The sequence below is a fragment of the Streptomyces sp. ISL-36 genome, from assembly GCF_018614205.1.
Taxonomy (GTDB): Bacteria; Actinomycetota; Actinomycetes; order Streptomycetales; family Streptomycetaceae; genus Streptomyces.
Genome location: NZ_JAGGOS010000114.1, coordinates 36,093 through 59,040, shown reverse-complemented (window position 1 = coordinate 59,040; position 22,948 = coordinate 36,093). Strand labels below are relative to the sequence as shown.

Annotated in this window: 21 protein-coding genes; 12 read left to right on the top strand and 9 right to left on the bottom strand. The window is 72.3% G+C overall.

Annotation, left to right across the window (positions count from 1 at the left end; genetic code table 11):
- The 4 genes from J7E93_RS27650 to J7E93_RS27635 all read left to right on the top strand — a co-directional run.
- On the top strand, positions 1-237 hold a 237-nt coding region (locus J7E93_RS27650), incomplete at its 5' end, for a hypothetical protein (RefSeq protein WP_215072687.1).
- A 304-nt stretch (positions 238-541) separates the two neighbouring features.
- Complete coding sequence (locus J7E93_RS27645) at positions 542-1,555, top strand: SCO0930 family lipoprotein (protein WP_215072686.1); 1,014 nt, start codon at positions 542-544, stop codon at positions 1,553-1,555.
- A gap of 265 nt (positions 1,556-1,820) precedes the next feature.
- Entirely contained in the window at positions 1,821-2,633 is an 813-nt protein-coding gene (locus tag J7E93_RS27640) for an SAM-dependent methyltransferase (protein WP_215072685.1), read from the top strand.
- Positions 2,633-4,795: an EAL domain-containing protein gene (locus J7E93_RS27635; RefSeq protein WP_215072684.1), complete on the top strand. Its 2,163-nt coding sequence runs from the start codon at positions 2,633-2,635 to the stop codon at positions 4,793-4,795. The genes J7E93_RS27640 and J7E93_RS27635 overlap by 1 nt, the downstream gene beginning before the upstream one ends.
- A 13-nt stretch (positions 4,796-4,808) precedes the next feature.
- Here the strand turns inward: J7E93_RS27635 and J7E93_RS27630 are convergent, their stop codons facing one another.
- Entirely contained in the window at positions 4,809-5,708 is a 900-nt protein-coding gene (locus tag J7E93_RS27630) for a LysR family transcriptional regulator (RefSeq protein WP_215072683.1), read from the bottom strand.
- Between the two features lie 72 nt (positions 5,709-5,780).
- On the opposite strand from J7E93_RS27630, the gene J7E93_RS27625 reads away from it, so the two are divergent.
- The 3 genes from J7E93_RS27625 to J7E93_RS27615 are packed head-to-tail and all read left to right on the top strand — an operon-like array spanning position 5,781 to position 9,242.
- On the top strand, positions 5,781-6,512 hold the full coding sequence (locus J7E93_RS27625) for a succinate dehydrogenase (RefSeq protein ID WP_215072682.1): 732 nt from the start codon (positions 5,781-5,783) through the stop codon (positions 6,510-6,512).
- 1 nt (position 6,513) lies between these two features.
- Positions 6,514-8,496: a fumarate reductase/succinate dehydrogenase flavoprotein subunit gene (locus J7E93_RS27620; protein ID WP_215072681.1), complete on the top strand. Its 1,983-nt coding sequence runs from the start codon at positions 6,514-6,516 to the stop codon at positions 8,494-8,496.
- Positions 8,493-9,242, top strand: a complete 750-nt coding sequence (locus tag J7E93_RS27615) for a succinate dehydrogenase/fumarate reductase iron-sulfur subunit (protein ID WP_215072680.1) — start codon at positions 8,493-8,495, stop codon at positions 9,240-9,242. The genes J7E93_RS27620 and J7E93_RS27615 overlap by 4 nt, the downstream gene beginning before the upstream one ends.
- A 72-nt stretch (positions 9,243-9,314) precedes the next feature.
- On the opposite strand, the gene J7E93_RS27610 is transcribed toward J7E93_RS27615, so the two are convergent.
- Positions 9,315-10,169, bottom strand: coding sequence for a helix-turn-helix domain-containing protein (locus J7E93_RS27610; RefSeq protein WP_215072679.1), 855 nt, complete (start codon positions 10,167-10,169; stop codon positions 9,315-9,317).
- Between the two features lie 100 nt (positions 10,170-10,269).
- On the opposite strand from J7E93_RS27610, the gene J7E93_RS27605 reads away from it, so the two are divergent.
- Positions 10,270-10,821, top strand: a complete 552-nt coding sequence (locus tag J7E93_RS27605) for a YceI family protein (protein ID WP_215072678.1) — start codon at positions 10,270-10,272, stop codon at positions 10,819-10,821.
- Positions 10,822-10,839: 18 nt separating this feature from the next.
- On the opposite strand, the gene J7E93_RS27600 is transcribed toward J7E93_RS27605, so the two are convergent.
- Both J7E93_RS27600 and J7E93_RS27595 read right to left on the bottom strand, forming a co-directional pair.
- Positions 10,840-13,194, bottom strand: coding sequence for an excinuclease ABC subunit UvrA (locus tag J7E93_RS27600; RefSeq protein ID WP_215072677.1), 2,355 nt, complete (start codon positions 13,192-13,194; stop codon positions 10,840-10,842).
- Between the two features lie 44 nt (positions 13,195-13,238).
- Complete coding sequence (locus J7E93_RS27595; RefSeq protein ID WP_215072676.1) at positions 13,239-14,270, bottom strand: LLM class flavin-dependent oxidoreductase; 1,032 nt, start codon at positions 14,268-14,270, stop codon at positions 13,239-13,241.
- Positions 14,271-14,317: 47 nt separating this feature from the next.
- Here J7E93_RS27595 and J7E93_RS27590 point away from each other — a divergent pair, with 47 nt between their 5' ends.
- Positions 14,318-14,806, top strand: coding sequence for a hypothetical protein (locus tag J7E93_RS27590; RefSeq protein ID WP_215072675.1), 489 nt, complete (start codon positions 14,318-14,320; stop codon positions 14,804-14,806).
- 203 nt (positions 14,807-15,009) lie between these two features.
- On the opposite strand, the gene J7E93_RS27585 is transcribed toward J7E93_RS27590, so the two are convergent.
- Positions 15,010-15,225, bottom strand: coding sequence for a dodecin (locus tag J7E93_RS27585; protein ID WP_215072674.1), 216 nt, complete (start codon positions 15,223-15,225; stop codon positions 15,010-15,012).
- A gap of 220 nt (positions 15,226-15,445) precedes the next feature.
- Between J7E93_RS27585 and J7E93_RS27580 the strand changes: the two genes are divergently transcribed.
- The 3 genes from J7E93_RS27580 to J7E93_RS27570 all read left to right on the top strand — a co-directional run bounded on the left by J7E93_RS27580 (position 15,446) and on the right by J7E93_RS27570 (position 18,662).
- Positions 15,446-16,696, top strand: coding sequence for an extracellular solute-binding protein (locus J7E93_RS27580; protein ID WP_308368804.1), 1,251 nt, complete (start codon positions 15,446-15,448; stop codon positions 16,694-16,696).
- 185 nt (positions 16,697-16,881) lie between these two features.
- Positions 16,882-17,766 (top strand): GNAT family N-acetyltransferase, encoded by an 885-nt coding sequence (locus J7E93_RS27575; protein ID WP_215072672.1) that lies wholly within the window; start codon positions 16,882-16,884, stop codon positions 17,764-17,766.
- Entirely contained in the window at positions 17,763-18,662 is a 900-nt protein-coding gene (locus tag J7E93_RS27570) for a 1-acyl-sn-glycerol-3-phosphate acyltransferase (protein WP_215072671.1), read from the top strand. The genes J7E93_RS27575 and J7E93_RS27570 overlap by 4 nt, the downstream gene beginning before the upstream one ends.
- On the opposite strand, the gene egtD is transcribed toward J7E93_RS27570, so the two are convergent.
- From egtD to egtA, 4 genes are read right to left on the bottom strand one after another with little or no spacing between them, the layout of a single operon-like run.
- Positions 18,557-19,522 carry an L-histidine N(alpha)-methyltransferase gene (gene egtD, locus J7E93_RS27565; protein WP_215072670.1) on the bottom strand — a complete coding sequence of 322 codons (966 nt, stop codon included), beginning with the start codon at positions 19,520-19,522 and terminating at the stop codon, positions 18,557-18,559. The genes J7E93_RS27570 and egtD overlap by 106 nt on opposite strands.
- Positions 19,519-20,286: an ergothioneine biosynthesis protein EgtC gene (egtC, locus tag J7E93_RS27560; RefSeq protein WP_215072669.1), complete on the bottom strand. Its 768-nt coding sequence runs from the start codon at positions 20,284-20,286 to the stop codon at positions 19,519-19,521. The genes egtD and egtC overlap by 4 nt, the downstream gene beginning before the upstream one ends.
- The gene (egtB, locus tag J7E93_RS27555; protein ID WP_215072668.1) at positions 20,286-21,599 is read right to left on the bottom strand and encodes an ergothioneine biosynthesis protein EgtB; all 1,314 of its coding nucleotides are present in this window, start codon (positions 21,597-21,599) and stop codon (positions 20,286-20,288) included. The genes egtC and egtB overlap by 1 nt, the downstream gene beginning before the upstream one ends.
- Positions 21,596-22,855 (bottom strand): ergothioneine biosynthesis glutamate--cysteine ligase EgtA, encoded by a 1,260-nt coding sequence (gene egtA, locus J7E93_RS27550; protein ID WP_215072667.1) that lies wholly within the window; start codon positions 22,853-22,855, stop codon positions 21,596-21,598. Before egtA ends, egtB begins: the two co-directional genes overlap by 4 nt.
- Between the last annotated feature and the right edge of the window lie 93 nt (positions 22,856-22,948).

Genomic DNA, 22,948 nt, shown 5'->3' with positions numbered 1-22,948 from the left:
GGGGTGGGCGGTGGCGGGGCGGGCTTCGCCGGGGGCGGCGGATCCGCGTGGACGGGGGGCGGTTCGGGCGTCGGGGCGGGCGGCGGCACCGGCTTCGGCGTCGTCGGCTCCGGTTCCGGTTCCGGGGTCGGGGTCGGGGTGGGGGACGGCGGCGGGGGAGGGGTCGGCGTGGGCGAGCACGCGCCAGGTCCGGTCACCGCGACCGAGGTGGAGCCGCCCGGCCCGGTCGTGGCATAGGCGCAGGCATCGGCGGCGGCGGGCGCGGGAGCGGCGAGAAGCCACAGCAGCGCGGCGACCGCCAGTGGCCGCGCGAGAAGCGATCCGTACAGAGACACGCCGATGAGCATGATCACAATTTCGGCGCCCCGCGCGGGGAATGGCACGTATTCGCCGGATGGAGGGGTTCTCGGGAAGCGCCGGATTGACGTTCCTGCGGAATTTGTTCGGCGCTCGTTGAGCACGATGCGCCCGCGCCCCGTACCCAATGCCGGGAGCGGCGTTCAGCGCCACTCCAACCAGCCACAGAGCAAGGGGAGTTGACATGAAGACCTGGCGGAACGCGGCACTCGCGCTCACGGCCGCGGTCGTGCTCGCGCTGACGACGGCGTGTGGTCAGGAGAAGGGCGAGGCGTCGTTGGGCGGCCAGCCGGCGGGCGCGGCGAACCCGGCCGGCGCCCCCGCGGAGAACGGCTACGGCGCAGGCGGATACGCCTCCGGGGGGTACGGATCCGGCAGCGGCGACGCCGTCGCCGAGCCCGCCGGCCAGCTCGTGGCCTCGGACACCAAGGCGCTCGGCAAGGTGGTCACCGACAGCAAGGGTTTCACCCTCTACCGCTTCGACAAGGACTCCGCCGACCCGCCGCGGGCCACCTGCGAGGACGAGTGCGCCACGGTGTGGCCCGTGGTGAGCTCGTCGGGTGCCAAGCCGCCGGCCGGTGTCGACCCCGCGCTGCTCGGCGAGGTGATCCGCGCCGACGGCAGCAGGCAGCTCACCCTCGACGGCTGGCCGATGTACCGGTACGCCAAGGACACCAAGCCGGGAGACGTCAACGGCCAGGGGGTCGGCGGCACCTGGTTCGCCGCCGCCCCCGACGGGAAGAAGGCGGCCCCGGCCACGGGCGCCGGCACGGACGAGGGGGAGGAGGCGGGCGGTGACGGTCAGACGGGCGGTGGCGAGGATTCCGCTTCCGACGCCGCCGGTCTTTCGGTGCGCAAGGACCCCAAGCTCGGTGACATCGTGGTCGATTCGCGCGGAATGACGGTTTACCGATTCAAGAAGGATTCCGCCTGGCCCATGAAGACGGCCTGCGTCGGGGCTTGTCTGGAGAAGTGGCCGGTTGTCGCCCCTGTCGACAAGAACGACACCGAGGGCATCACCACGAAGGGCTTCGTCACCTTCAACCGTCCCGACGGCATCAAACAGCAGACCATCGACTGCTGGCCGCTCTACACCTTCGCCGGCGACGAGGCGCCCGGAGACGTCAACGGCCAGGGTGTGGGCGGCACCTGGTACGCCGTCTCCCCCCAGGGAAAGCTGGTCGGAGCGCCCAAGTAATCCCCCCGCCGCGCTCCCGGCCGGCCGGCCCGCCGTCACCTCCTCGTGTGACGGCGGGCCGGCGCACGTCCATATGCACGTGAATTTGCACGAGCTGAAGGCGCGATCTCGGCGTTCGAAGCGCACGTGCCAATGGCGTGTGACCAAGAACGGACCGCGAATTTCCGTTTCTACTCGCTCTCTCGGCGGGCGATCAGTAGCCTCGGCTCGAACACCGGCCGCGAACACATGGCCGCATCCCCGTGGCGACTTGTTGGAGACATTGATGGAGCGTCCCGCCTGGGCTCCGCCGGGTATCGATATTTCGGTGCCGAGCGTGTCCCGTATGTACGACTTCTATCTGGGCGGCTCGCACAATTTCGAGGTGGACCGGGAAGCGGCCCGCAAGGCCATGGAGTTCATGCCGGGGCTGCCCAAGATCATGCAGGCGAACCGTGCCTTCATGCGCCGCGCCGTGCGTTTCGCCGTGGACAACGGCGTCACGCAGTTCCTCGACGTCGGCTCCGGCATACCGACCTTCGGGAACGTCCACGAAGTCGCCCAAGCCGCCTCCCCGGAGGCCCGCGTGGTGTACGTCGACCACGACCCGGTGGCCGTGGCGCACAGCCGGGCCGTCCTGGACGGCAACGACCGTGCCGCCGTCGTCGCGGCCGACCTGCGCAAGCCGCAGCAGATCCTGAGCAGCCCCGAGGTGAGCACGCTCCTCGACCTCGACAGACCGGTGGCGCTGCTGCTCGTCGCGGTGCTGCACTTCCTGGAGGACGAGGACGAGCCCCGGGCGGCCGTCGCCGAACTCGTCGAGGCACTCGCGCCCGGCAGCCTGGTCATCCTGACCCACGCCTCCTACGAAGGCATCCCGCTGACGGAGGAACAGGCGAGCGGCACCGTCGAGGTCTACCGGAACATCCGCAACCCCCTCGTCATGCGCTCCCACGCCGAGATCGCCGACTTCTTCGACGGCTGCGAACTGGTCGAGCCCGGCCTGGTGTCCATGCCCCGCTGGCGCCCGGAGGTCCCCGCCGACGAGGAGGATCCGTTCGCCTTCTCAGGCTTCGCAGGGGTGGGGCGCAAGGCGTGATGGTGCCGTCGCAACTGTCCGGCTCAGGCGCGGAACCGGACGGCCTCGAGGACAGACTCAGGCGGTTCGCGACCATCTGGAGCCGGGCGATCTTCCCGGTGACCGCCACCTCGCTGACCCGAGCGGAGTTCGAGCAGCATCTGCTCCCGCTCGCCCGCGAGTTGCGCGCCGCGCTGCACGACCGGCCGTTCGACACGGCCTCCGCGCACCGCACCGGCGCCGCGCTGGTGGCCGCGCACTGCACGGACCCGGACGCCCTCAGCCGTACCCTCGGCGTCGTCGACTCGTACCTCGTGCTGTACTGCGGCAACGAGGAGGAGCACTCCGCCGAGGAGCTGCGGGCCCGGTGCTCCCGGCTGCAGCACGCCATGGCCGCCGGCTTCACCCAGGCCCTGCGCGAGCGGACCCTCGCCGAACAGGAGTCCATAGCCCGCTCCGCGTTCGCCGCCCGCAGCGCAGCCGAGCTCGCCCTGCACGCCACCGAGACCCGCTTCCGCGCGGTCTTCGAGGGGGCGGCGATCGGCATCGGCATCGCCGACCTCGACGGCAACATCCTGGAGGTCAACGAGACCCTGACCCGGATGTTCGGCGGCCTGGAGCACCACGTCCGCAGCCGCAACGTCCGGGACTGGGCGCATCCCGAGGACGCCCCGCACGTGTGGAAGCTCTACGGTGAGCTGGTGCGCGGCGAGCGCGAGCACTACCGCGTCGAGAAGCCGTACTACCGAGGCGACGGCACGGTCCTGTGGACCAACCTCACCGTCTCGCTGCTGCGCGACGCCAAGGGCCTCCCCCAGTACCAGCTGGCGCTGATGGAGGACACCACGGAGCGACGGCTGCTCAATCTGCGGCTGCGCTACGAGGCGACCCACGACGCGCTCACCGGGCTGCCGAACCGGACGCTGTTCTTCGAACGGCTGGAGAAGGCCCTCTCCCGGGCCGAGGACGCCCGGTTCGGGCTCTGCTATCTCGACCTCGACGGTTTCAAGGCCATCAACGACAGCCTCGGCCACGCCGCCGGCGACCGGCTGCTCGTGGAGGTCGCCGACCGGCTGCAGAGCTGCGCCACCGCCCCGGGCGAGATGGTCGCCCGGCTCGGCGGGGACGAGTTCGTCGCCCTCACCACCGGCGCCGGCACCGAGCGGAACGTGGTCGACCTGGCGAACCGTATCCTCGCCGCCCTCTCCGTGCCCGTCCGGATCGACGGCCGCGAACTGCCGGTACGGGGCAGCATCGGCGTCGTCGAGGGCCCGACGGGGGAACGCACCCCCGCCGAGGTGCTGCGCAGCGCCGACATCACGATGTACCGGGCCAAGTCGGCGGGCGGCAACCGCTTCGAGTTCGCCGACGCGGAGGCCGACGCGCGCGCCATCACCCGGCACGGCCTGACCACCGCGCTGCCGGCCGCCCTGGAGCGCGGTGAGTTCTTCATCGAGTACCAGCCGCTGGTGCATCTCGGGGACGGCACCGTGCACGGCGCGGAGGCGCTCGTACGGTGGTGCCATCCGCAGCACGGGGTGCTCGGGCCCGACCGGTTCATCCCGCTCGCGGAGAACACCGGCCTGATCGTGCCGCTGGGCCGCTGGGTGCTGCAGGAGGCCGTCCGCCAGGCCCGGTTCTGGCAGACACGCCACTCCGACGGCGGCCCGCTGCGCATCAACGTCAACCTCTCCCCGACCCAGCTGCACCACCCGCGCCTGGTGGCCGACACGGTCGACGTCCTGGAACGCTCGGGGCTCGAACCGGGCGCGCTCTGCCTGGAGGTGACCGAGTCGGCGCTGATCGGCGCGGACGACGACCTGCTCAAGCCGCTGCGGCAGCTCGCCGAGATGGGCGTGGACATAGCACTCGACGACTTCGGCACGGGCTACTCGAACCTCGCCAATCTGCGCCGTCTGCCGGTGAGCGTGTTGAAGCTGGACCGGTCCTTCACCCAGGGCATGCAGCAGCACCCGGCGGACCCGGTCGACCTCAAGATCGTCGAGGGCATCGTCTCGCTGGCGCACAGTCTGGAACTGGCGGTGACGGTGGAGGGCGTGGAGACGGGCGCCCAGGCGCAGCAGCTGCGGGAACTGGGCTGCGACACGGCCCAGGGCTGGTACTACGCGAGGCCGGGCGCCCCGGACCGGATCCACTCCCTGCTCCTGGCGGACGCGGTGTAGGAACCCCGGGCGGTCAGGACGCGGCCGGTGGGGTGGGCCGGGTACGCAGCAACAAACCCTGGAGTTCGCGGGCCGCGCGCGGCGGGGCCACGTCGCTGCGGTGGGCCAGGGCGATCGTGCGCCGCAGGCCCGGGCGGGCCAGGGCCGTGACCCGCAGGTCGCGGCCCGCCCGGGCGGCCACCATGGCCGGAACCACCGCGACCCCCAGCCCCGCCCGTACGAAGCCGAGGACGGCGTCCATCTCGCCGCCCTCCACCGTGAACGAGGGCTCGAAGCCCTCCGCCCGGCACGCGGCGACCGTCAGTTCCCGCAGGTCGTAGCCGTGCCGGAACATCACGAGCGGCTGGTCGCGCAGATCCGCGATCCGCACCGGTCGCGCGGGCGCCGGGGCCGCCGCGCTCGACACCACCACCAGGTCCTCCCGCAGCAGCTCCACCGTCGTCAGCGCCGGCGACGGAGTCGGCAGCGGCAGCACCACCAGCGCGAGATCGAGCGCCCCGCGCGCCAGCTCCCGTACGAGGTCGTGCGAGCCGCTCTCCTCGATCTGCAGCCGGATGCCCGGATGCAGGTCGTGGAAGGCGCGCAGCACATCCGGCAGCAGGCCCGTGCACAGACTCGGCGTCGCGCCCAGCCGCACCCGTCCTCGCCTCAGCTGTACCAGCTCCTGCACCTCCTGCCGGGCCGTGTCCGTGTCGGCGAGGATCCGCCGGGCGAGCGGCAGCAGCGCCTCGCCCGCGTCGGTGAGCGCGATGTTGCCCCGCGCCCGGCTGAACAGCTCCGCCCCCAGCTCCTGCTCCAGCGCGCGGATCTGCTGGGAGAGCGAGGGCTGCGACACATGGACCTGCTCCGCGGCCCGGGTGAAGTGACGGGTCTCGGCCACCGCGACGAAGTAGAGAAGCTGCTGGAACTGCATAGGCTCAGCCTATCGAGATGAGCCGGACCATGTCTTGGACCTCTCGGGCCCCTCGCCCCTAGCGTCGAGGGCATGGCTCTGGCAACGAAGACGACGACGGACCGGGGGACCGGCCGACCACCGTCCCCGACGCGCTCGCGCACCTTCTGGGGATCGACCCTCGGCAAGAAGACGGTCATGGCCGTCAGCGGCCTGCTCATGCTGGGCTATCTCGTCGCCCATGTCATGGGCAACCTCAAGGTCTTCTTCGGCCCAGAGGAGTTCAACGCCTACGGCCACTGGCTGCGCACCATGGGCGCCCCCGTCCTGCACCACTCCTGGGCGCTCTGGCTCGTCCGGATCGTGCTGCTCGCCGCCGTCGTCGCCCACGCCGTCTCCGCCTACCAGCTCAGCCGGCGCGACATCAAGGCCCGCCCCACCGCCTACGCCCACTGGCGCAAGCGCTCCTCCTACGCCACCCGCACCATGCGCTGGGGCGGTGTCGTCGTCGCCCTCTTCCTCGTCTGGCACATTCTCGACCTGACCACCGGGACCGCGCACCCCGGCGGCTTCCAGGAGGGACACCCGTACCAGAACGTCGTGGACACCTTCTCCACCTGGTACGGCAACCTCGTCTACATCGCCGCCATGCTCGCCGTCGGCCTGCATGTGCGTCACGGCTTCTGGAGCGCCGCCCAGACCCTCGGCGTCGGCAACGCCCGACGGGAGCGGCTCCTCAAGGCCCTCGCCAACGGGCTCGCGCTCGCCCTGACCGTGGGCTTCGTCTCCGTACCCGTCGCCGTCATGACCGGAGTGGTGAGCTGACATGAGCTACCTCGACTACGAGACCGGCGCGCCGGTCGTCGATCACAAGGCCCCCGCCGGCCCCGTCGCCGAGCGCTGGGACACCCGCCGCTTCCAGGCCAAGCTGGTCAACCCGGCCAACCGCCGCAAGCACACCGTCATCGTCGTGGGCACCGGCCTCGCCGGCGGCTCGGCCGGCGCCACCCTCGCCGAACAGGGCTACCACGTCGTCCAGTTCTGCTACCAGGACTCCCCGCGCCGCGCCCACTCCATCGCCGCGCAGGGCGGCATCAACGCCGCCAAGAACTACCGCAACGACGGCGACTCCGTGCACCGCCTCTTCTACGACACCGTCAAGGGCGGCGACTTCCGTGCCCGCGAGTCCAACGTCCACCGCCTCGCCCAGATCTCGGTCGAGATCATCGACCAGTGCGTCGCCCAGGGCGTGCCCTTCGCCCGCGAGTACGGCGGACTGCTCGACACCCGCTCCTTCGGCGGCGTCCAGGTCTCCCGCACCTTCTACGCCCGGGGCCAGACGGGCCAGCAGCTCCTCCTCGGCGCGTACCAGGCGCTGTCCCGCCAGATCGCCGCGGGCAACGTCGAACTCCACGCCCGGACCGAGATGCTGGACCTGATCGTCGTCGACGGACGGGCCCGCGGCATCGTCGCCCGCGACCTGATCACCGGTGCGATCTCCACCCACTACGCCGACGCCGTCGTCCTGGCGAGCGGCGGCTACGGCAACGTCTTCTACCTGTCGACCAACGCCATGAACTCCAACGCCACCGCCGTCTGGCGGGCCCACCGGCGCGGAGCGTACTTCGCCAACCCCTGCTTCACCCAGATCCACCCCACCTGCATCCCCCGCACCGGCGACCACCAGTCCAAGCTCACGCTGATGAGCGAGTCGCTGCGCAACGACGGACGCATCTGGGTACCGAAGGCGAAGGGCGACACCCGGCCCGCGGCCGACATCCCCGAGGACGAGCGCGACTACTACCTGGAGCGGATCTACCCCTCCTTCGGCAACCTCGTCCCGCGTGACATCGCCTCCCGCGCCGCCAAGAACGTCTGCGACGAGGGCCGGGGCGTCGGCCCCGGCGGACAGGGCGTCTACCTCGACTTCGCCGACGCCATCCGGCGCATGGGACGCCAGGCGGTGGAGGAGAGGTACGGCAACCTCTTCGACATGTACGAGCGGATCACCGCCGAGAACCCGTACGAGGTGCCGATGCGGATCTACCCCGCCGTGCACTACACGATGGGCGGCCTCTGGGTCGACTACGACCTCCAGACCACCGTTCCCGGCCTCTTCGCCATCGGCGAGGCCAACTTCTCCGACCACGGAGCCAACCGCCTCGGCGCCTCCGCGCTGATGCAGGGCCTCGCCGACGGCTACTTCGTCCTGCCGTCCACGATCAACGACTACCTGGCCCGCCACCCGTCGAGCGAGCCTCTCGACGACGACCACCCCGTGGTCCGCGAGGTGCTCGCCGAGACCGAGGACCGGCTCCATCTGCTCCTCGCGGTGGACGGCGACAGGACGCCCGACTCCTTCCACCGCGAACTGGGCGAGCTGATGTGGGAGTTCTGCGGCATGGCCCGCACCGAGGAGGGTCTGCGCAAGGCGCTCGACCGCATCCCCCAGATCCGCGAGGAGTTCTGGCGCCGCATCAAGGTCCCCGGCACCGGCGAAGAGCTCAACCACTCGCTGGAGAAGGCCAACCGGATCGTCGACTACCTGGAGCTCGCCGAGCTGATGTGCCTCGACGCGCTGCACCGGGCCGAGTCCTGCGGCGGCCACTTCCGCGAGGAGTCCCAGACCCCGGACGGCGAGGCGGCCCGGCGCGACGAGGAGTTCTCGTACGTGGCGGCCTGGGAGTTCCGGGGGACCGGGGGCCGCCCCACGGGAACGCACGACAGCGGCACCGGCACCGCCCCCGTCCTGCACAAGGAAGACCTCGTCTTCGAGTACGTCCACCCCACCCAGCGGAGCTACGCATGAAGCTCATCCTGCGCGTCTGGCGCCAGAAGAACGCCGACGCCGAAGGCGCCATGTCCACGTACGAGGTGGACGGCATCTCCTCCGACATGTCCTTCCTGGAGATGCTCGACACCCTCAACGAGAAACTCATCCTCCGGGGCGAGGACCCGGTCGCCTTCGACCACGACTGCCGCGAGGGCATCTGCGGCGCCTGCAGCCTGGTCATCAACGGCGACGCCCACGGCCCCGAGCGGACCACGACCTGCCAGCTCCACATGCGGTCCTTCCGCGACGGCGACACGATCGACGTCGAACCCTGGCGGGCCGCCGCCTTCCCCGTCGTCAAGGACCTCGTCGTCGACCGCTCCGCCTTCGACCGCATCATCCAGGCGGGCGGCTACATCAGCGTACCCACCGGCGCGGCCCCCGAGGCCCATGCGACCCCGGTCCCGAAGGCCGACGCCGACTTCGCCTTCGAGCACGCCGAGTGCATCGGCTGCGGCGCGTGTGTGGCGGCCTGCCCCAACGGGTCGGCGATGCTCTTCACCTCGGCCAAGATCAACCATCTCAACGTGCTGCCGCAGGGCGCCCCCGAGCGGGAGACCCGCGTCCTCGACATGGTGGGCCAGATGGACGCCGAGGGCTTCGGCGGCTGCACGCTGACGGGTGAGTGCGCGACAGCGTGCCCGAAGGGCATCCCGCTGCCGTCGATCGCGGCGATGAACAAGGAGTGGCTGCGCGCGCAGCGCAAGGCCTCCCGGAGGTAGCCCCGGGTCCGGGGGCGCGGGGCCCCCGCCTGGGAGCGTGTGGCCCCGGGCGCCCGGCTTTCGGGTTTCCGGTCAGCCGCCGACCGCGCGCAGGGTGCCCGGACGGCGGCCGACGAGCCGGTCCAGGGCGAGGGAGGTCCCCTCGTCGGCGGGCAGATGGACCAGCATGTTCTGCCCGTCCGTCTCCGCCAGTTCGAGCACCTCGTACGCCAGACGCAGTTCACCGACTTCGGGATGCACCAGGCGCTCCACGCCCGAACGCGCCCGCAGCAGACCCGCGGCGGCGAGCCGGTCGGAGAACGCCGAACCGGCCGTCACCGTCAACTCCCGCGCCAGCTCGGCCACACGCGGGTCGGAGCCGGTGAGGCCGAAGTACAGGGCGGCCACCTGCTGGTCGGCGACCCGGTCCCAGTCCGGATACACCGCGCGGGCCCGCGGGTCGGTGAAGAGGTAGCGGAGCAGACTCGGCGGATCACCCTCCAGCAGACCCAGCGGTCCGGCGAGCAGTGCGTACCCCTCCGTGTGCGCGACGATCTCACCCAGCATGTTCACCACCGCGGCCGGCGTCGGGCCGAGCCGGTCGAGCAGGGCGCGCACCGGGGGCCGCACCTCGCGGGCCGGGGTCGGCACCATCGAGCACATGTGCTGCTGACCTCCGGACTTGACGAGGCGCCGCAGATGGACCCGGGCGTCCAGCGGGAGGCGCAGCGCGTCGCTGAGCGCGCCCAGCACCTGCGGCGAGGGGTTGCGGTCCCGGCCCTGTTCCAGGCGGGCCAGGTACTCGACGCTGACTCCGGCGAGCATCGCCAGCTCCGCCCGTCGCAGGCCCGGCGTGCGCCGCCGCGGCCCCGTCGGCAGACCGGCCTCGGCGGGGGTCAGAGCCTCGCGGCGGGCGCGCAGGAAGGCTCCCAGTTCGTTGTCGCTCACGTCCCGATCGTACGAGCAGCGGGTGCGCGGAGGGTGGCCCTGTCACTACCAGCCTTGGCCCGGCCTTCCTCACGGCGCCGCGAGGAAGCAGCGTGGAGCCATGACCACCGAATCGCAGAACACCTCGACCGCACTTCCGCTGACCTCCGGGCGCTGGACCTTCGACCCGCACCACTCCTCCGTCGGCTTCACCGTCCGCCACCTCGGAATCTCCAAGGTGCGAGGCCGCTTCAACGACCTGGCGGCCGAGCTCGTCGTCGGCGAGACCCTGGAGGACTCCTCGATCACCGCGACCGTCGCCCTCGCCTCGATCGACACCGGCAACGCGGACCGCGACGCGCATGTGCGCGCCGCCGACCTCCTCGACGTGGAGAAGCGGCCCACGATGAGCTTCCGGTCGACCCGGATCAGCGGGGCGGGCGAGGAGTGGAGCATGGCGGGCGAGCTCACCATCGGCGAGATCACCCGCCCGATCACCTTCGACGTCGAGTTCGGCGGAGTCGTGGACGTGCCCGTGGACGGCAGCCGGCACGCCGGATTCGACGCGACCGGCGAGTTCCGTCGCAGCGACTTCGGCCTCGACTTCGCCCCCGGCTTCCTCGGCGACGTGATCAAGGTCGACCTGGAGGTCCAGTTCGTCGAGCCCAAGTAGCGGGAAGCGAAGCCGGGTTCAGCTGCCGAGCCGGGCCGCCAGATACGGCGCGGTCCGGCTCCGGGCGGCCCGCGCCACCTCGGCGGGGGGCCCGGCCGCCACGATCCGGCCGCCCTCGTCGCCGCCTCCCGGCCCCAGGTCGATCACCCAGTCCGCCGTGGCGACCACGTCCATGTCGTGCTCCACGACGATCACCGAGTGGCCGGCGTCGACCAGGCCGTGCAGCTGGCGCATCAGGACCTCGACGTCGGCCGGGTGCAGGCCGGTCGTCGGCTCGTCCAGTACGTAGAGGGTGCGGGTGCGGCCGCGGCGCGGGCGCTGCAGCTCGGCGGCGAGTTTGATGCGTTGCGCCTCACCGCCGGAGAGCTCGGTCGCGGGCTGGCCGAGCCGCAGATATCCGAGGCCGACGTCCAGCAGCGTACGGAGACTGCGCGCGGCAGCCGGGGTGTCGGCGAAGAACTCGGCCGCCGACTCGACCGTCAGGTCGAGGACTTCGGCGATGGTGAGCCCCCGCAACCGGACCTCCAGCGTCTCCGGGTGGTAGCGGGCGCCGTGGCAGTCGGGGCAGGGGGCGTACGTGCTCGGCAGGAAGAGCAGCTCGACCGAGACGAAGCCCTCGCCCTGGCAGGTCTCGCACCGGCCGCCGGGCACGTTGAAGGAGAACCGTCCCGCCTTGTAGCCACGCGCCCGGGCCTCCTCGGTCGCGGTGAAGAGTCTGCGCACCACGTCGAAGAGGCCGGTGTATGTGGCGAGGTTGGAGCGGGGTGTCCGCCCGATCGGCTTCTGATCGACCGTCACCAGCCGTCTCACGCCTTCCGTCTCCTCGGACAGCTCACCGACCAGCGTGGACTTCCCCGACCCCGAGACACCGGTCACCGCCGTCAGGACCCCGACCGGGAAGGCCGCCTCCAGCCCCTCCAGGTTGTGCCGGGTGACCGGCCCGGTCCGCAGCCAGCCGGCGGGCTCGCGCACCGTCCGCCCGGCCGCGGCGGGGGAGCGGTCGAAGAGGAAGCGGCGGGTCGCCGACTCCTCGACCGTCGCGAGCTCGTGCGGCGGACCGCTGTGCAGGACCCGGCCGCCGTGCACCCCGGCCCGGGGGCCGACGTCCACCAGCCAGTCGGCGTGCCGTACGACATCGAGGTGGTGCTCCACCACGAACACGGAGTTCCCGGCCGCCTTGAGCCGGTCAAGGACCGCAAGGAGCGCCTCGGTGTCGGCCGGATGCAGACCCGCGGACGGCTCGTCGAGGACGTACACCACACCGAAGAGGCCCGAGCGCAACTGGGTGGCCAGGCGCAGCCGTTGCAGCTCACCGCTGGAGAGGGACGGGGTCGTGCGGTCCAGGCTCAGATAGCCCAGGCCCAGCTCCGTCACCGTCCCGATCCGGTTGACCAGGTCCTCCGTCAGGACCCGGGCGGTCTCGGAGCCGGCCGACTCCGCCAGGAGCGGTGCGAGCGCGGACAGCGGCAGGGCGGCAAGCTCGGCGATCGTACGGCCCGCGAAGGTCACCGCGAGCGCCTCCGGACGCAGCCGGCCGCCGCCGCACACTGGACAGGGGGTGCTGGTCAGAAAGCGCTCCGCCTTCGCGCGCAGGGTCGCGCTCCTGGAGTCGGAGAAGGTGTGCATCACATAGCGCCGCGCGCTCATGTACGTACCCTGGTAAGGGCGTTGGATCCGCCCCGCCTCCCGCACCGGATGGACGGTGACGACCGGCTGCTCGTCGGTGAAGAGGATCCACTCCCGGTCCTCGGCCGGCAGTTCCCGCCACGGCCGGTCCACGTCGTGGCCGAGCGCGTCCAGCACGTCGCGGAGGTTCTTGCCCTGCCAGGCACCGGGCCAGGCCGCGATCGCCCCCTCCCTGATCGACAGCTTCGGATCGGGCACGAGCAGTTCCTCGCTCGTGCCGTGGACCCGGCCGAGACCGTGGCACTCGGGGCAGGCGCCGGCGGCCGTGTTCGGCGAGAAGGCGTCGGAGTCGAGCCGCTCCGCCCCCGCCGGGTACGCGCCCGCGCGCGAGAACAGCATGCGCAGCGAGTTGGAGAGCGTGGTGACCGTACCGACGGAGGAGCGGGCGTTCGGGGACGAGCGCCGCTGTTCGAGGGAGACGGCGGGCGGCAGACCGGTGATCTCCCCGACCTTCGGCGCGCCCACCTGGTGGATCAGCCGCCGGGCGTACGGGGCGACCGACTCGAAGTAGCGCCGCTGGGCCTCCGCGTAGATCGTCCCGAAGGCGAGCGAGGACTTGCCGGAGCCGGACACCCCGCTGAAGACGGTGATCGCGTCGCGCGGGATGTCGACGTCGACCCCGCTCAGATTGTGTTCGCGGGCGCCGCGGACACGGACGTACGGATCGTGCGGGGAGTGCTCGGGCATCCCCCGATACTAGGTCGTGTCCGGAAAGTCCTGCCTGGCACCGCCTAGGCCGGGCCCTGGACGTGGGTGCCGGTCAGGCCCGCGACGCGGGCGAGCCGGCGGTACGAGTCGAGCAGCGCCGCCCGGTCGTACGTACTGGTCGTCACCAGCACCTCCTGCGCCCCGCTCTCCTTCACCACCGCCTCCAGCGCCTCACCGACCTGCTCCTCGGTGCCGTACACATGTCCGCGGAGCCCCGACTCGAAGAAGCCGCGCTGCTTCTGCGTCATCGTCTGTTCCTCGACGCGCTCGGCGGGCATCAGCGGCGGGAACACGCCCCGCGTGCGCGAGTACGCGAGCGACCACGCCTCAGGGACCAGAAGGCGCCGGGCGGCCTCCTCGCTCCCGGCCACGGCGACCGTGCCCGCCACGACGACGTACGGCTCCCCGGCCCAGACGGAGGGACGGAACGCGGACCGGTAGGCGTCGATCGCGCTCAGCATCCGCTCGCGCCCCCGCAGATCACCGATGACGAGCGGCAGCCCCGCCGCGGCGGCGATCGAGGCGCCCTCGCCGGTGGCGAGGACGTACGGCGGGACCCGCAGGCCCTCGGCCGGCCGGGCGTGGACCTGCGGGTGGGCGGTCTGCGTGCCCGTGAACCAGCCGAGCAGCTCGGTCAGCTGCTCCCCGAACCTCTCCGCGTCGTCCTTGTCCCGGCCCAGCGCCCGGCGGATGCCGTCGGTGAAGCCGACCGAGCGGCCCAGCCCCATGTCGATCCGGCCCGGAAACAGCGACTCCAGGACACCGAACTGCTCGGCGACGATCATCGGCTGGTGGTTGGGGAGCATCACCCCTCCGGTGCCGACCCGGATGGCGGAGGTGGCACCGGCGACGGCGGCGGCCAGGACGGTCGGCGCCGAGCCGGCCACGCCGGGCACGCTGTGGTGCTCCGAGACCCAGAAACGGTGGTAGCCGAGCGCCTCCACCTCCTGCGCGAGCCGCACGGTGTCGCGCAGCGCCTGGGAGCCCGCCTCACCCTCCCGGGTGCGGGAGCGGTCGAGGACGGAGAAGCGGATGCCGTCGGAAGAAAGGGTCACGCCGGGTTCAACGTCACGGCGCCCGGAGGATTCCCTACGCTGGTCCCGTGACGCGAAACAGCAGGCCCGTGGCCGTCTTCGACCTTGACAACACGCTCTCCGGCACCGCCCACCGCCAGCACTTCCTGGAGCGACACCCACGCGACTGGGACGGCTTCTTCGCCGCCGCGCCCGACGACCCGCCGCTCGCCCAGGGGATCGCGCTGTGCCAGGAGGCGGCACGGGAGTGCGAGATCGTCTACCTGACCGGGCGGCCGGAGCGGTGCCGCGAGGACACCGTCGCGTGGCTCGCCGCGCAGGAACTGCCGGAGGGACCCATCCACATGCGGCGCAACGCCGACCGGCGCCCGGCCCGCGTCACCAAGCTGGAGATCCTGCGCCGGCTCGGCGGCGGCCGAGAGGTCCGGATGCTGGTCGACGACGACGAGCTCGTCTGCGACGCGGCCGAGAAGGCCGGCTTCCGGGTCGTCCGCGCCCGCTGGGCGACCGCGTCCGAGGAGCTGAAGGTCGCCCAGGAGAAGGAGGGCCGGACCTGACCGCTCGCGCTCGCGCTCGCGCTTGCGCGCCGCCCGGCGCCCGCCGCCCGGACGGGGCCGTGCACACCGGCGGGCCGTCAGCCGCCGTGCGCCGGCCGGAACCCGACCGTCAGTCACGCTCCTCCGGGCCGAGGCGACCGTCAGCCCCCGTCGCCGGGCCGAAGCCGACCGTCAGTCACGCTCCTCCGGGCCGAAGCCGACCGTCACTCGCCCTCCTCCAGGCGGAAGCCGACCTTCAGGCCGACCTGGTAGTGCTCGATCGCCCCGTCGACGATGTGGCCGCGGACCTGCGTCACCTCGAACCAGTCCAGGGCCCGCAGCGTCTGCGCCGCACGCTCGATGCCGTTGCGAATGGCCTGGTCGACGCCGTCCGTGGAGGTGCCGACGATCTCGGTGACGCGGTAGGTGTGGTTCGACATGGGGTCCGAACTCCTCTCGGTGGGGTCGTTCCACCGTGCCCCACCACGCCCCGGACCGCGACACGTCGGCACCTGAACCGATTCGTCCAGGACTTGACCACCTCGTTGGTCCAGACCAGAATCCAGGCCACATACCCGCGCGAACGCGCCGTTCGCTCCCCCCACGTCGGGTCAGCTCCCCATGCCGTACGCCAGTCATGGAACGCAGAAGGTGACCTACGTGAAGAACCGCCCCTTCGTCTGGCCCGTGGCCGCTGTGACCGCCCTCGCGCTCGCGGGCTGCGGCCTCCTCCCCGGTGACTCCGACCGGAACCGCACGGTCAGTGTCTGGCTGATGCGCGACAGCGTCAGCGAGGACTTCCTCCAGCGCTTCACCGAGGCCTACGAGGCCGAGCACCAGGGCATCGAACTGGAGTTCACCTTCCAGGAGTGGACCGGCATCGGGAAGAAGGTCACCGAGGCGATCAAAGGACCCGGCGGGCCCGACGTCATCGAGGTCGGCAACACGCAGGTCGCCCAGTACGCGGACACCGACAAGCTCTACGACCTGACGCTGGAGTCCGTACGCGACCTCGGCAGCCAGGAGTGGCTGCCCGGCCTCGCCGAACCCGGCCGCATCGGCGGATCGCAGTACGGCATCCCGTGGTACGCCGCCAACCGCGTCGTGATCTACCACAAGGACCTCTTCAAGGAGGCCGGTGTCACCGAGCCGCCCGCCACCCGGGCCCAGTGGCTGGACGACACGGAGAAGCTCAACCGCAACGGCTCCCAGGGCATCTACCTCGCGGGACAGGACTGGTACACGCTGGCCGGCTTCATCTGGGACGAGGGCGGCGAGCTCGCCGACGACAAGGGCGGCGACTGGACCGGCGCGCTGGCCAGTCCGGCGGCGCTGCGCGGCATGGCGTTCTACAAGGACCTGCAGTCACTCGGTTCGGGACCCAAGGACGCCGACGAGCAGACGCCGCCCCAGGCCGAGGTCTTCGCCCGGGGCGATGTCGCCCAGATCATCGCCACCCCCAGCGCCGTCGCCGCCATCACCAAGGCGAACCCGGGACTCAAGGACAAGCTCGGTTTCTTCCCGATACCGGGGAAGAGGGCCGGGCAGCCCTGTGCGGTGTTCACCGGCGGTTCGGATCTGATCGTCCCGGAGAACGCGCCCGAGCGGACGGCGGCCATCGACGTGGTCAAGGCCCTGGCCGGCGAGAAGTGGCAGTCCGAACTGGCCCGTGCCATGAACTACGTCCCCAACAAGACCACGCTCGCCTCCGTCGTCGAGGGGCAGGAGGCCACCGCCGTCATGGCCGTGGGCGCGGCACGGGGCAGGGCGACCCCCAACTCGCCGCAGTGGGCCGATGTGGAGGCGGCCAACCCGATCAAGCCGTACATGACGGCGGTCCTGCAGGGCGAGGACCCGAAGACGGCGGCCGAGGCGGCGTCGCGGCAGATCACGGAGGCGCTCGCCGAGTAGTCCGCCGAGCGGCTCGCCCCGTGGTGCGCCGAGAAGCCCGCGAACAGCATTCAGCGCATCCACACCCGCGATCCGCCGAACGGTCATGTCGAATCCAGTCGGTCACGGAAGAAGTAAGGAGCCGGACCACCGCTCACGCGGTCCGGCCCTCACCGTCCCCCTCTCGTGCACCGGAGGAGCCCGACATGCCCGCACCGTTGCCCGCAGTCGCCGTCGCACCCGCTGTCCCCGTCCCCGCCGGCCTTCCGGTTCAGGCCGGGGTGCCAGGCGGGGTTCCCGCGGTCGCCCCCGTCGCCCCGGTCGCCCCCCTCGCCCCGGCCGCACCGGCCGTCGATCCGCAGCCCCGCTACGTCGTCGGCCTCGCCCGTGACCAGGACGACGTCCGCGCCGCCCAGCGGCTGCGCCACCAGGTCTTCGCGGGCGAGATGGGCGCCCGTCTCGACGGCCCCGAGCCCGGCCTGGACATCGACGCCTTCGACGCGTACTGCGACCACCTGCTGGTACGCGAGGAGGCCACCGGCGAAGTCGTCGGCACCTACCGGGTGCTGCCGCCCGAGCGCGCCCGGATCGCCGGACGTCTCTACTCCGAGAGCGAGTTCGACCTCGGCCGGCTCGACCCCCTCCGCGACGACCTCGTCGAGGTCGGCCGCTCCTGCGTCCACCCCGCCCACCGCAACGGCGCCGTCATCGCCCTCATCTGGGCCGGACTCGCCCGCTACATGACCACCACCGGCCACAACTGGCTGGCCGGCTGCTGCTCGATACCGCTCGCCGACGGCGGCACGCTCGCCGCCGCCACCTGGGACACCGTCAGGACCAAGCACCTCGCCCCCGAGGAGTACTGGGTCACCCCGCACAGGCTCTGGACCCCCAGCGGCACCTCCCGCCCCGCGGCTCGCACCGAGCTCCCCCCGCTGCTGCGCGGTTACCTGCGGCTCGGCGCCCGGGTCTGCGGAGCGCCCGCCCACGACGTGGACTTCGGGGTCGCCGACCTCTACGTCCTGCTCTCGCTGCGCGACATCGACCCCCGCTACCTGCGCCACTTCCTCTCCCTCGCGCCGGCGCGGTGAACACGGCATCGGCCCCGTCGCCGTCCGTCTCGCCGTGGCTGCCCACGGCGCCCTGCACCCCGGGCCGGTGCGCCGCACACCCCGGCCCCGGCTGCGCCACCGTCCGCACCCTCCTCGCCGTCTCCCGGCTGGCCGCCGGCGTCGGCCTCGTCCTCGCCGGGGTGGTGTGCGCACCCCTGACGGCGCCGCTGCCGACCGCCGTCAGGCACGCCCTCGTACGGCACTGGTGCCGGGCCGTGGTCCGGGCCTTCGGCGTCCGTGTGAGGATCACGGACGCCGACGCCCCGGCCCGCGGCCCCCTCCTGATCGTGGCCAACCACATCTCGTGGCTCGACATCCCGCTCCTCGCCGCCGTGCTGCCCGGCCGGATGCTCGCCAAGCGCGAAGTACGGACCTGGCCCGTCCTGGGAGCCCTCGCGGCCCTGGGCGGCACCCTCTTCATCGACCGCGACCGGCTGCGGGCCCTGCCCGGCACCGTCCGTACGATGACCCGCACCCTCGCCGGCGGCGGCCGTCTGATCGTCTTCCCCGAGGGCTCCACCTGGTGCGGCCGGGCCGGCGGCGCGTTCCGCCCGGCCGCCTTCCAGGCCGCCCTCGACTCCTCCGTCGCCGTGCAGCCCGTACGACTGGAGTACCGGCCCGGCGGACCCGCCGCCTTCGTGGGCGACGACCCGCTCGGCGCCTCCCTGTGGCGGATCGCGACGGCCGGCGGACTGACCGCCGAGGTCCGGATACTGGATCCGATCTCCACCGGCCGGTATCCGGACCGCCGCTCCCTCGCCCTGGCGGCTCAGCGCGCCGTCGCCAGCGACAGCGCGAAGCGCCCTTCCTCGTCCGTCCACCAGTGGGTCAGCTCAAGACCCGCCGTCGCCAGCTCGTCCCGCACGCCCGCCTGACGGAACTTCGCCGACACCTCCGTCCGTACCTCCTCGCCCGCCTCGAAGGGAACCACCAGATCCAGCTCCGGGATCTTCACGGTGAGCGCGTGACGGGCCCGCAGCCGCATCTCGATCCACTCCCGCTCCCGGTCCCACAGCGCCACATGGTCGAAGTCCTCGGGACGTACGTCCGCGCCCAGCTCACGCGCGATCACCGCCAGCACGTTCTTGTTGAACTCGGCCGTCACCCCGGCGTCGTCGTCGTACGCGGCGACCAGCGTCGCCTCGTCCTTCACCAGGTCCGTGCCGAGCAGCAGCGCGTCACCCGGCGCCAGCATCGCCCGTACCGAGCGCAGGAACACCCGGCGCTCACCGGGCAGCAGATTGCCGATGGTGCCGCCCAGGAACGCCACCAGACGCGGCCCCGGCGTGCCGGGCAGCGCGAGCCCCCGGGTGAAGTCGGCGACCAGCGCGTGGATGTGGAGCGAGGGCCGCTCCGCGAGGAGCGACTCGGCCGCCCCGGTCAGCGCCGTCTCGCTCACGTCCACCGGCACATAGCTGTCGAGGACCGGCAACAGGGCGTCGATCAGGAACCGGGTCTTCTCCGAGGAGCCGGACCCCAGCTCCACGAGGGTGCGGGCCCCGACGGCCGCGGCGATGTCGGGTGCCCGGTCGATCAGGATCTCCCGTTCGGCGCGCGTCGGGTAGTACTCGGGGAGCCGGGTGATCTCCTCGAACAGTTCACTGCCGCGCGCGTCGTAGAACCACTTCGGCGGCAGCTCCTTGGGCGTACGGGTCAGACCGTGGACCACATCGGCGCGCAGATCGGCGTCGGTGGCGTCCTCGGGCAGGGTGCGGGTCAGCTGGAAGGGGCTCACGCAGAGGGCTCCTTGAGCGGGGTCAGGGTGACGTCGGAGCGGGTGGCGGACAGCAGAGTGCGGTCCGGCACCTCGCGCCAGAGCGGATCGTCGTCGTACGGCTCGGAGGCCACGACCGTGCGCGGAGCGCCGCTGAGGTCGGGTCCCGTCAGGTACCAGAGGCTGTTCCCCCACGCCGTCGCGGTGATCGTCGAGCCGTCGGTGAGGAGCAGGTTCAGCCGGGAGGCGGGGGCCGCACCGGCGGCCTCCCGCACGGTGTCGGTGAGCGCCCGTCCGGGTGTGTCCCCGGCCCGCAGCCGGTGCAGCACCAGCGCCCACACCAGGGCCGAGTCCGTCCTTGCCTCCAGCCGCAGCCATTCCTCGGCCGGCAGCACCGAGGCCAGGGTGGCCATCGAGTCCGGCCAGCCGCCGACGGCGCCGTTGTGGCTGAAGAGCCACGGCCCGGCGGACAACGGGGCCGCCGCGGCCTCCCCGTCGGCACCGGGCAGCGTGGCGCCGCGGACGGCGGCGAGCAGGGCGCGGGTGCGCACCACCCGCGCCAGATCGGTCAGCGAGGGGTCGGCCCAGATCGGGACGGCCCGGCGGTAGCGCGCCGGGACCGGGTCGCCCTCGGCGTACCAGCCCACCCCGAACCCGTCCGCGTTGACCACGCCGCTGACCTGCGTGCGAGGCTCCCACGCCTGCCGCAGCAGCGCGTGCTCCGGCCGGAGCACCAACTCCCCGACGGTCACCGGTTCGCCGATGTAGGCCACATGCCGGCACATCAGACCGGCTCCGCGTTCCGCGCGGTCCGGAAACCGGAGAAGATCTGGCGGCGCACCGGCAGGTCCCAGTTGCGGAACGTGCCGCGGCAGGCCACCGCGTCCACGGCGAACGACCCGCCGCGCAGCACCTTGTGGGCCGGACCGAAGAAGACCTCCGAGTACTCCTTGTACGGGAAGGCCGTGAACCCGGGGTACGGCAGGAAGTCGCTGGACGTCCACTCCCACACGTCCCCGATCAACTGCCGTACGCCGAGCGGCGAGGCGCCCTGCGGATAGCTTCCGGCCGGGGCCGGCCGCAGATGCCGCTGGCCGAGGTTGGCGTGGGCGGGTGCGGGATCCGCGTCGCCCCACGGATAGCGGCGGGAGCGCCCGGTCGCGGGATCGTGGCGGGCGGCCTTCTCCCACTCGGCCTCCGTGGGGAGCCTGCGTCCGGCCCAGCGGGCGTAGGCGTCCGCCTCGTACCAGCTCACATGCACGACGGGCTCGTCCTCGGGCACCGGTTCCGTCACCCCGAACCGGCGGCGCAGCCACTGGCCGCCCGAGCGGTGCCAGAACAGCGGCGCGCCGATCCCGTGCTGCCGGATCTGCGCCCAGCCCTCCGCCTGCCACCAACGCTCGTCCGTGTAGCCGCCGTCCGCGACGAAGGCCATGTAGGCGCCGTTGGTGACGGGCACGGTGTCGATGAAGAACGCGGGGACGACCCGTGTGTGCGCCGGGCGCTCGTTGTCCAGCGCCCAGGCCTCGTCGGAGGTTCCCATGACGAACGGGCCGCCGGGGACGAGGACTTCGCCGGGGAGAGGGCCGGTCGGCGTCGTCGGGGGCGGGGGAGCGGTCAGCGCGGCCGGGCCCTTGCGGAGCTGATGGGTGATCAGCATGGTCTCGTCGTGCTGCTGTTCGTGCTGGGCGATCATGCCGAACACGAAGGCGGCCTCGACGAGCGGGCGGCCCTCCAGCGGCGTCCGCTCCAGCACGTCGAGCACCCGGCCCCGTACGTCGGACGCGTAGGCGCGGGCCTCGGCCGGCGGCAGCAGCGGCAGGGTCGGGCGGGCGGCGCGGGGATGCTCGAAGGCGTCGTAGATCGAGTCGATCTCCGGGCGCAGGGCGTCACGGCCGGCGACGGCCCGCCACAGCCACTGCTCCTCCTGGTTGCCGATGTGCGCCAGGTCCCACACCAGCGGAGACATCAACGGTGAGTGTTGGGCGGTGAGTTCGTCGTCCTCGACGCAGGAGGTGAGCAGGGCGGTCCGCTCGCGCGCGGTGGTGAGCGCGGCCAGCGCCCGCTGCCGCAGGGTCGTGGGATCGGTCACGGTCATGACGCCACCTCCTGGAGTTCGTCCGCCGGGCAGCCGCCGGGGATCACATACCGCTCGTGGAAGGCGGCCACCGCCCCGAGGACGGCGTCGCTCGCCCCGATCCGGGGCAGCGCCTCCAGGGCGGCCGGGAACGCCACCAGGGCGGCGGCGTGCAGATCGGGGTCCGTGAGCGCGTCGCGGGCCGCGGACCGCCAGAGCGGATTGCGGGGCGGCGCCTGCGAACCGGACCGTTCGGCAAGGGGTTTCACGGCCCGGTACACGCGCTCGGCGGCCTCCTGGTCCTCGAAGAGCGCGGTGGTCACGGCCACCGGCACGATCCAGCCGTCGGCTCCCGGTTGTGCGTCGATCATCCTCAGCTCCAGATGCCCGCGCGGCCGCACCGGCGGGAACAGGGTCGTCAGGTGGTAGCGCAGATCGTCCTCATGGGCGGGCCGGGGCCGCCGGGTGCGCAGCCACTTCCGGAACGTCAGCCCCTCCGGTACGACCCACGGCGCCTCGTCGCCGCGTACGCACATCACCGGTGCGTCGAGCACGTGCGCCGCCCAGGCGGCACGCGGCTCGCGGTCCGCCGCCGGTGCGAGCGCCCGTGCCGGGTCGAGATCGGTCCACAGCGCCTGCCGGGTCGAACGCCAGCCGGTGCGACGGCCGCCGTGGACGGGGGAGTTGGCGAACGCGGCCACCAGGACCGCGCCCAGCAGATGGGCCAGCTGCCAGCGCCGGTGGTAGCCGAGCGGACCCGGCTCCTCGTGCCCGGCGTCCAGACAGATCTGTACCGAGGCCGAGTCGCGCATCATGGCCCGGCCGGCGGGTCCCGTCCGGTCGAGCGAGGCCTCCATCGCGTCGTACCGGGGCTCGTGCAACACCCGTTCGCGCGGTGCCTGCCAGGGGTCGACCCCGTAACCGCTCAGGAGGAGGCCGATCCGGCCGAGGGCGTCCCGTACGGCGCGGAGATCGGCCGCGACGGTGTCGACGCATTCCATCAGGGAAGCGGCGGGCGGCGAGCTGAGCTCAAGCTGCCCGCCGGGTTCGAAGGTCAGGGCCGAGGCCAGCGGCAGGGCACGTACGGTGTCGACGGCCGAGGCCAGCCGGTGCGGCGGGACGGGAAGCCGCGGGTCACGCAGCTCGTGGACGAGCCATTCCACCTCCACCCCGACCGTGCGGGGCGGGCCCGTCTTGAAGCAGATACATCGCAGCAGGTCCTCGGCCTCGTCCTCGGTGAGGGGTGGGCCGCTCGGCGGTATGCCGCTCGACGACATCGGGTTCCTCCAGTTCTGGAAGGCGCTGCTACCACCTAAAGCCACCTCCGACGGCCGTGCAAGACCGCCCCTCGGGCCCCACGGTGAATATCC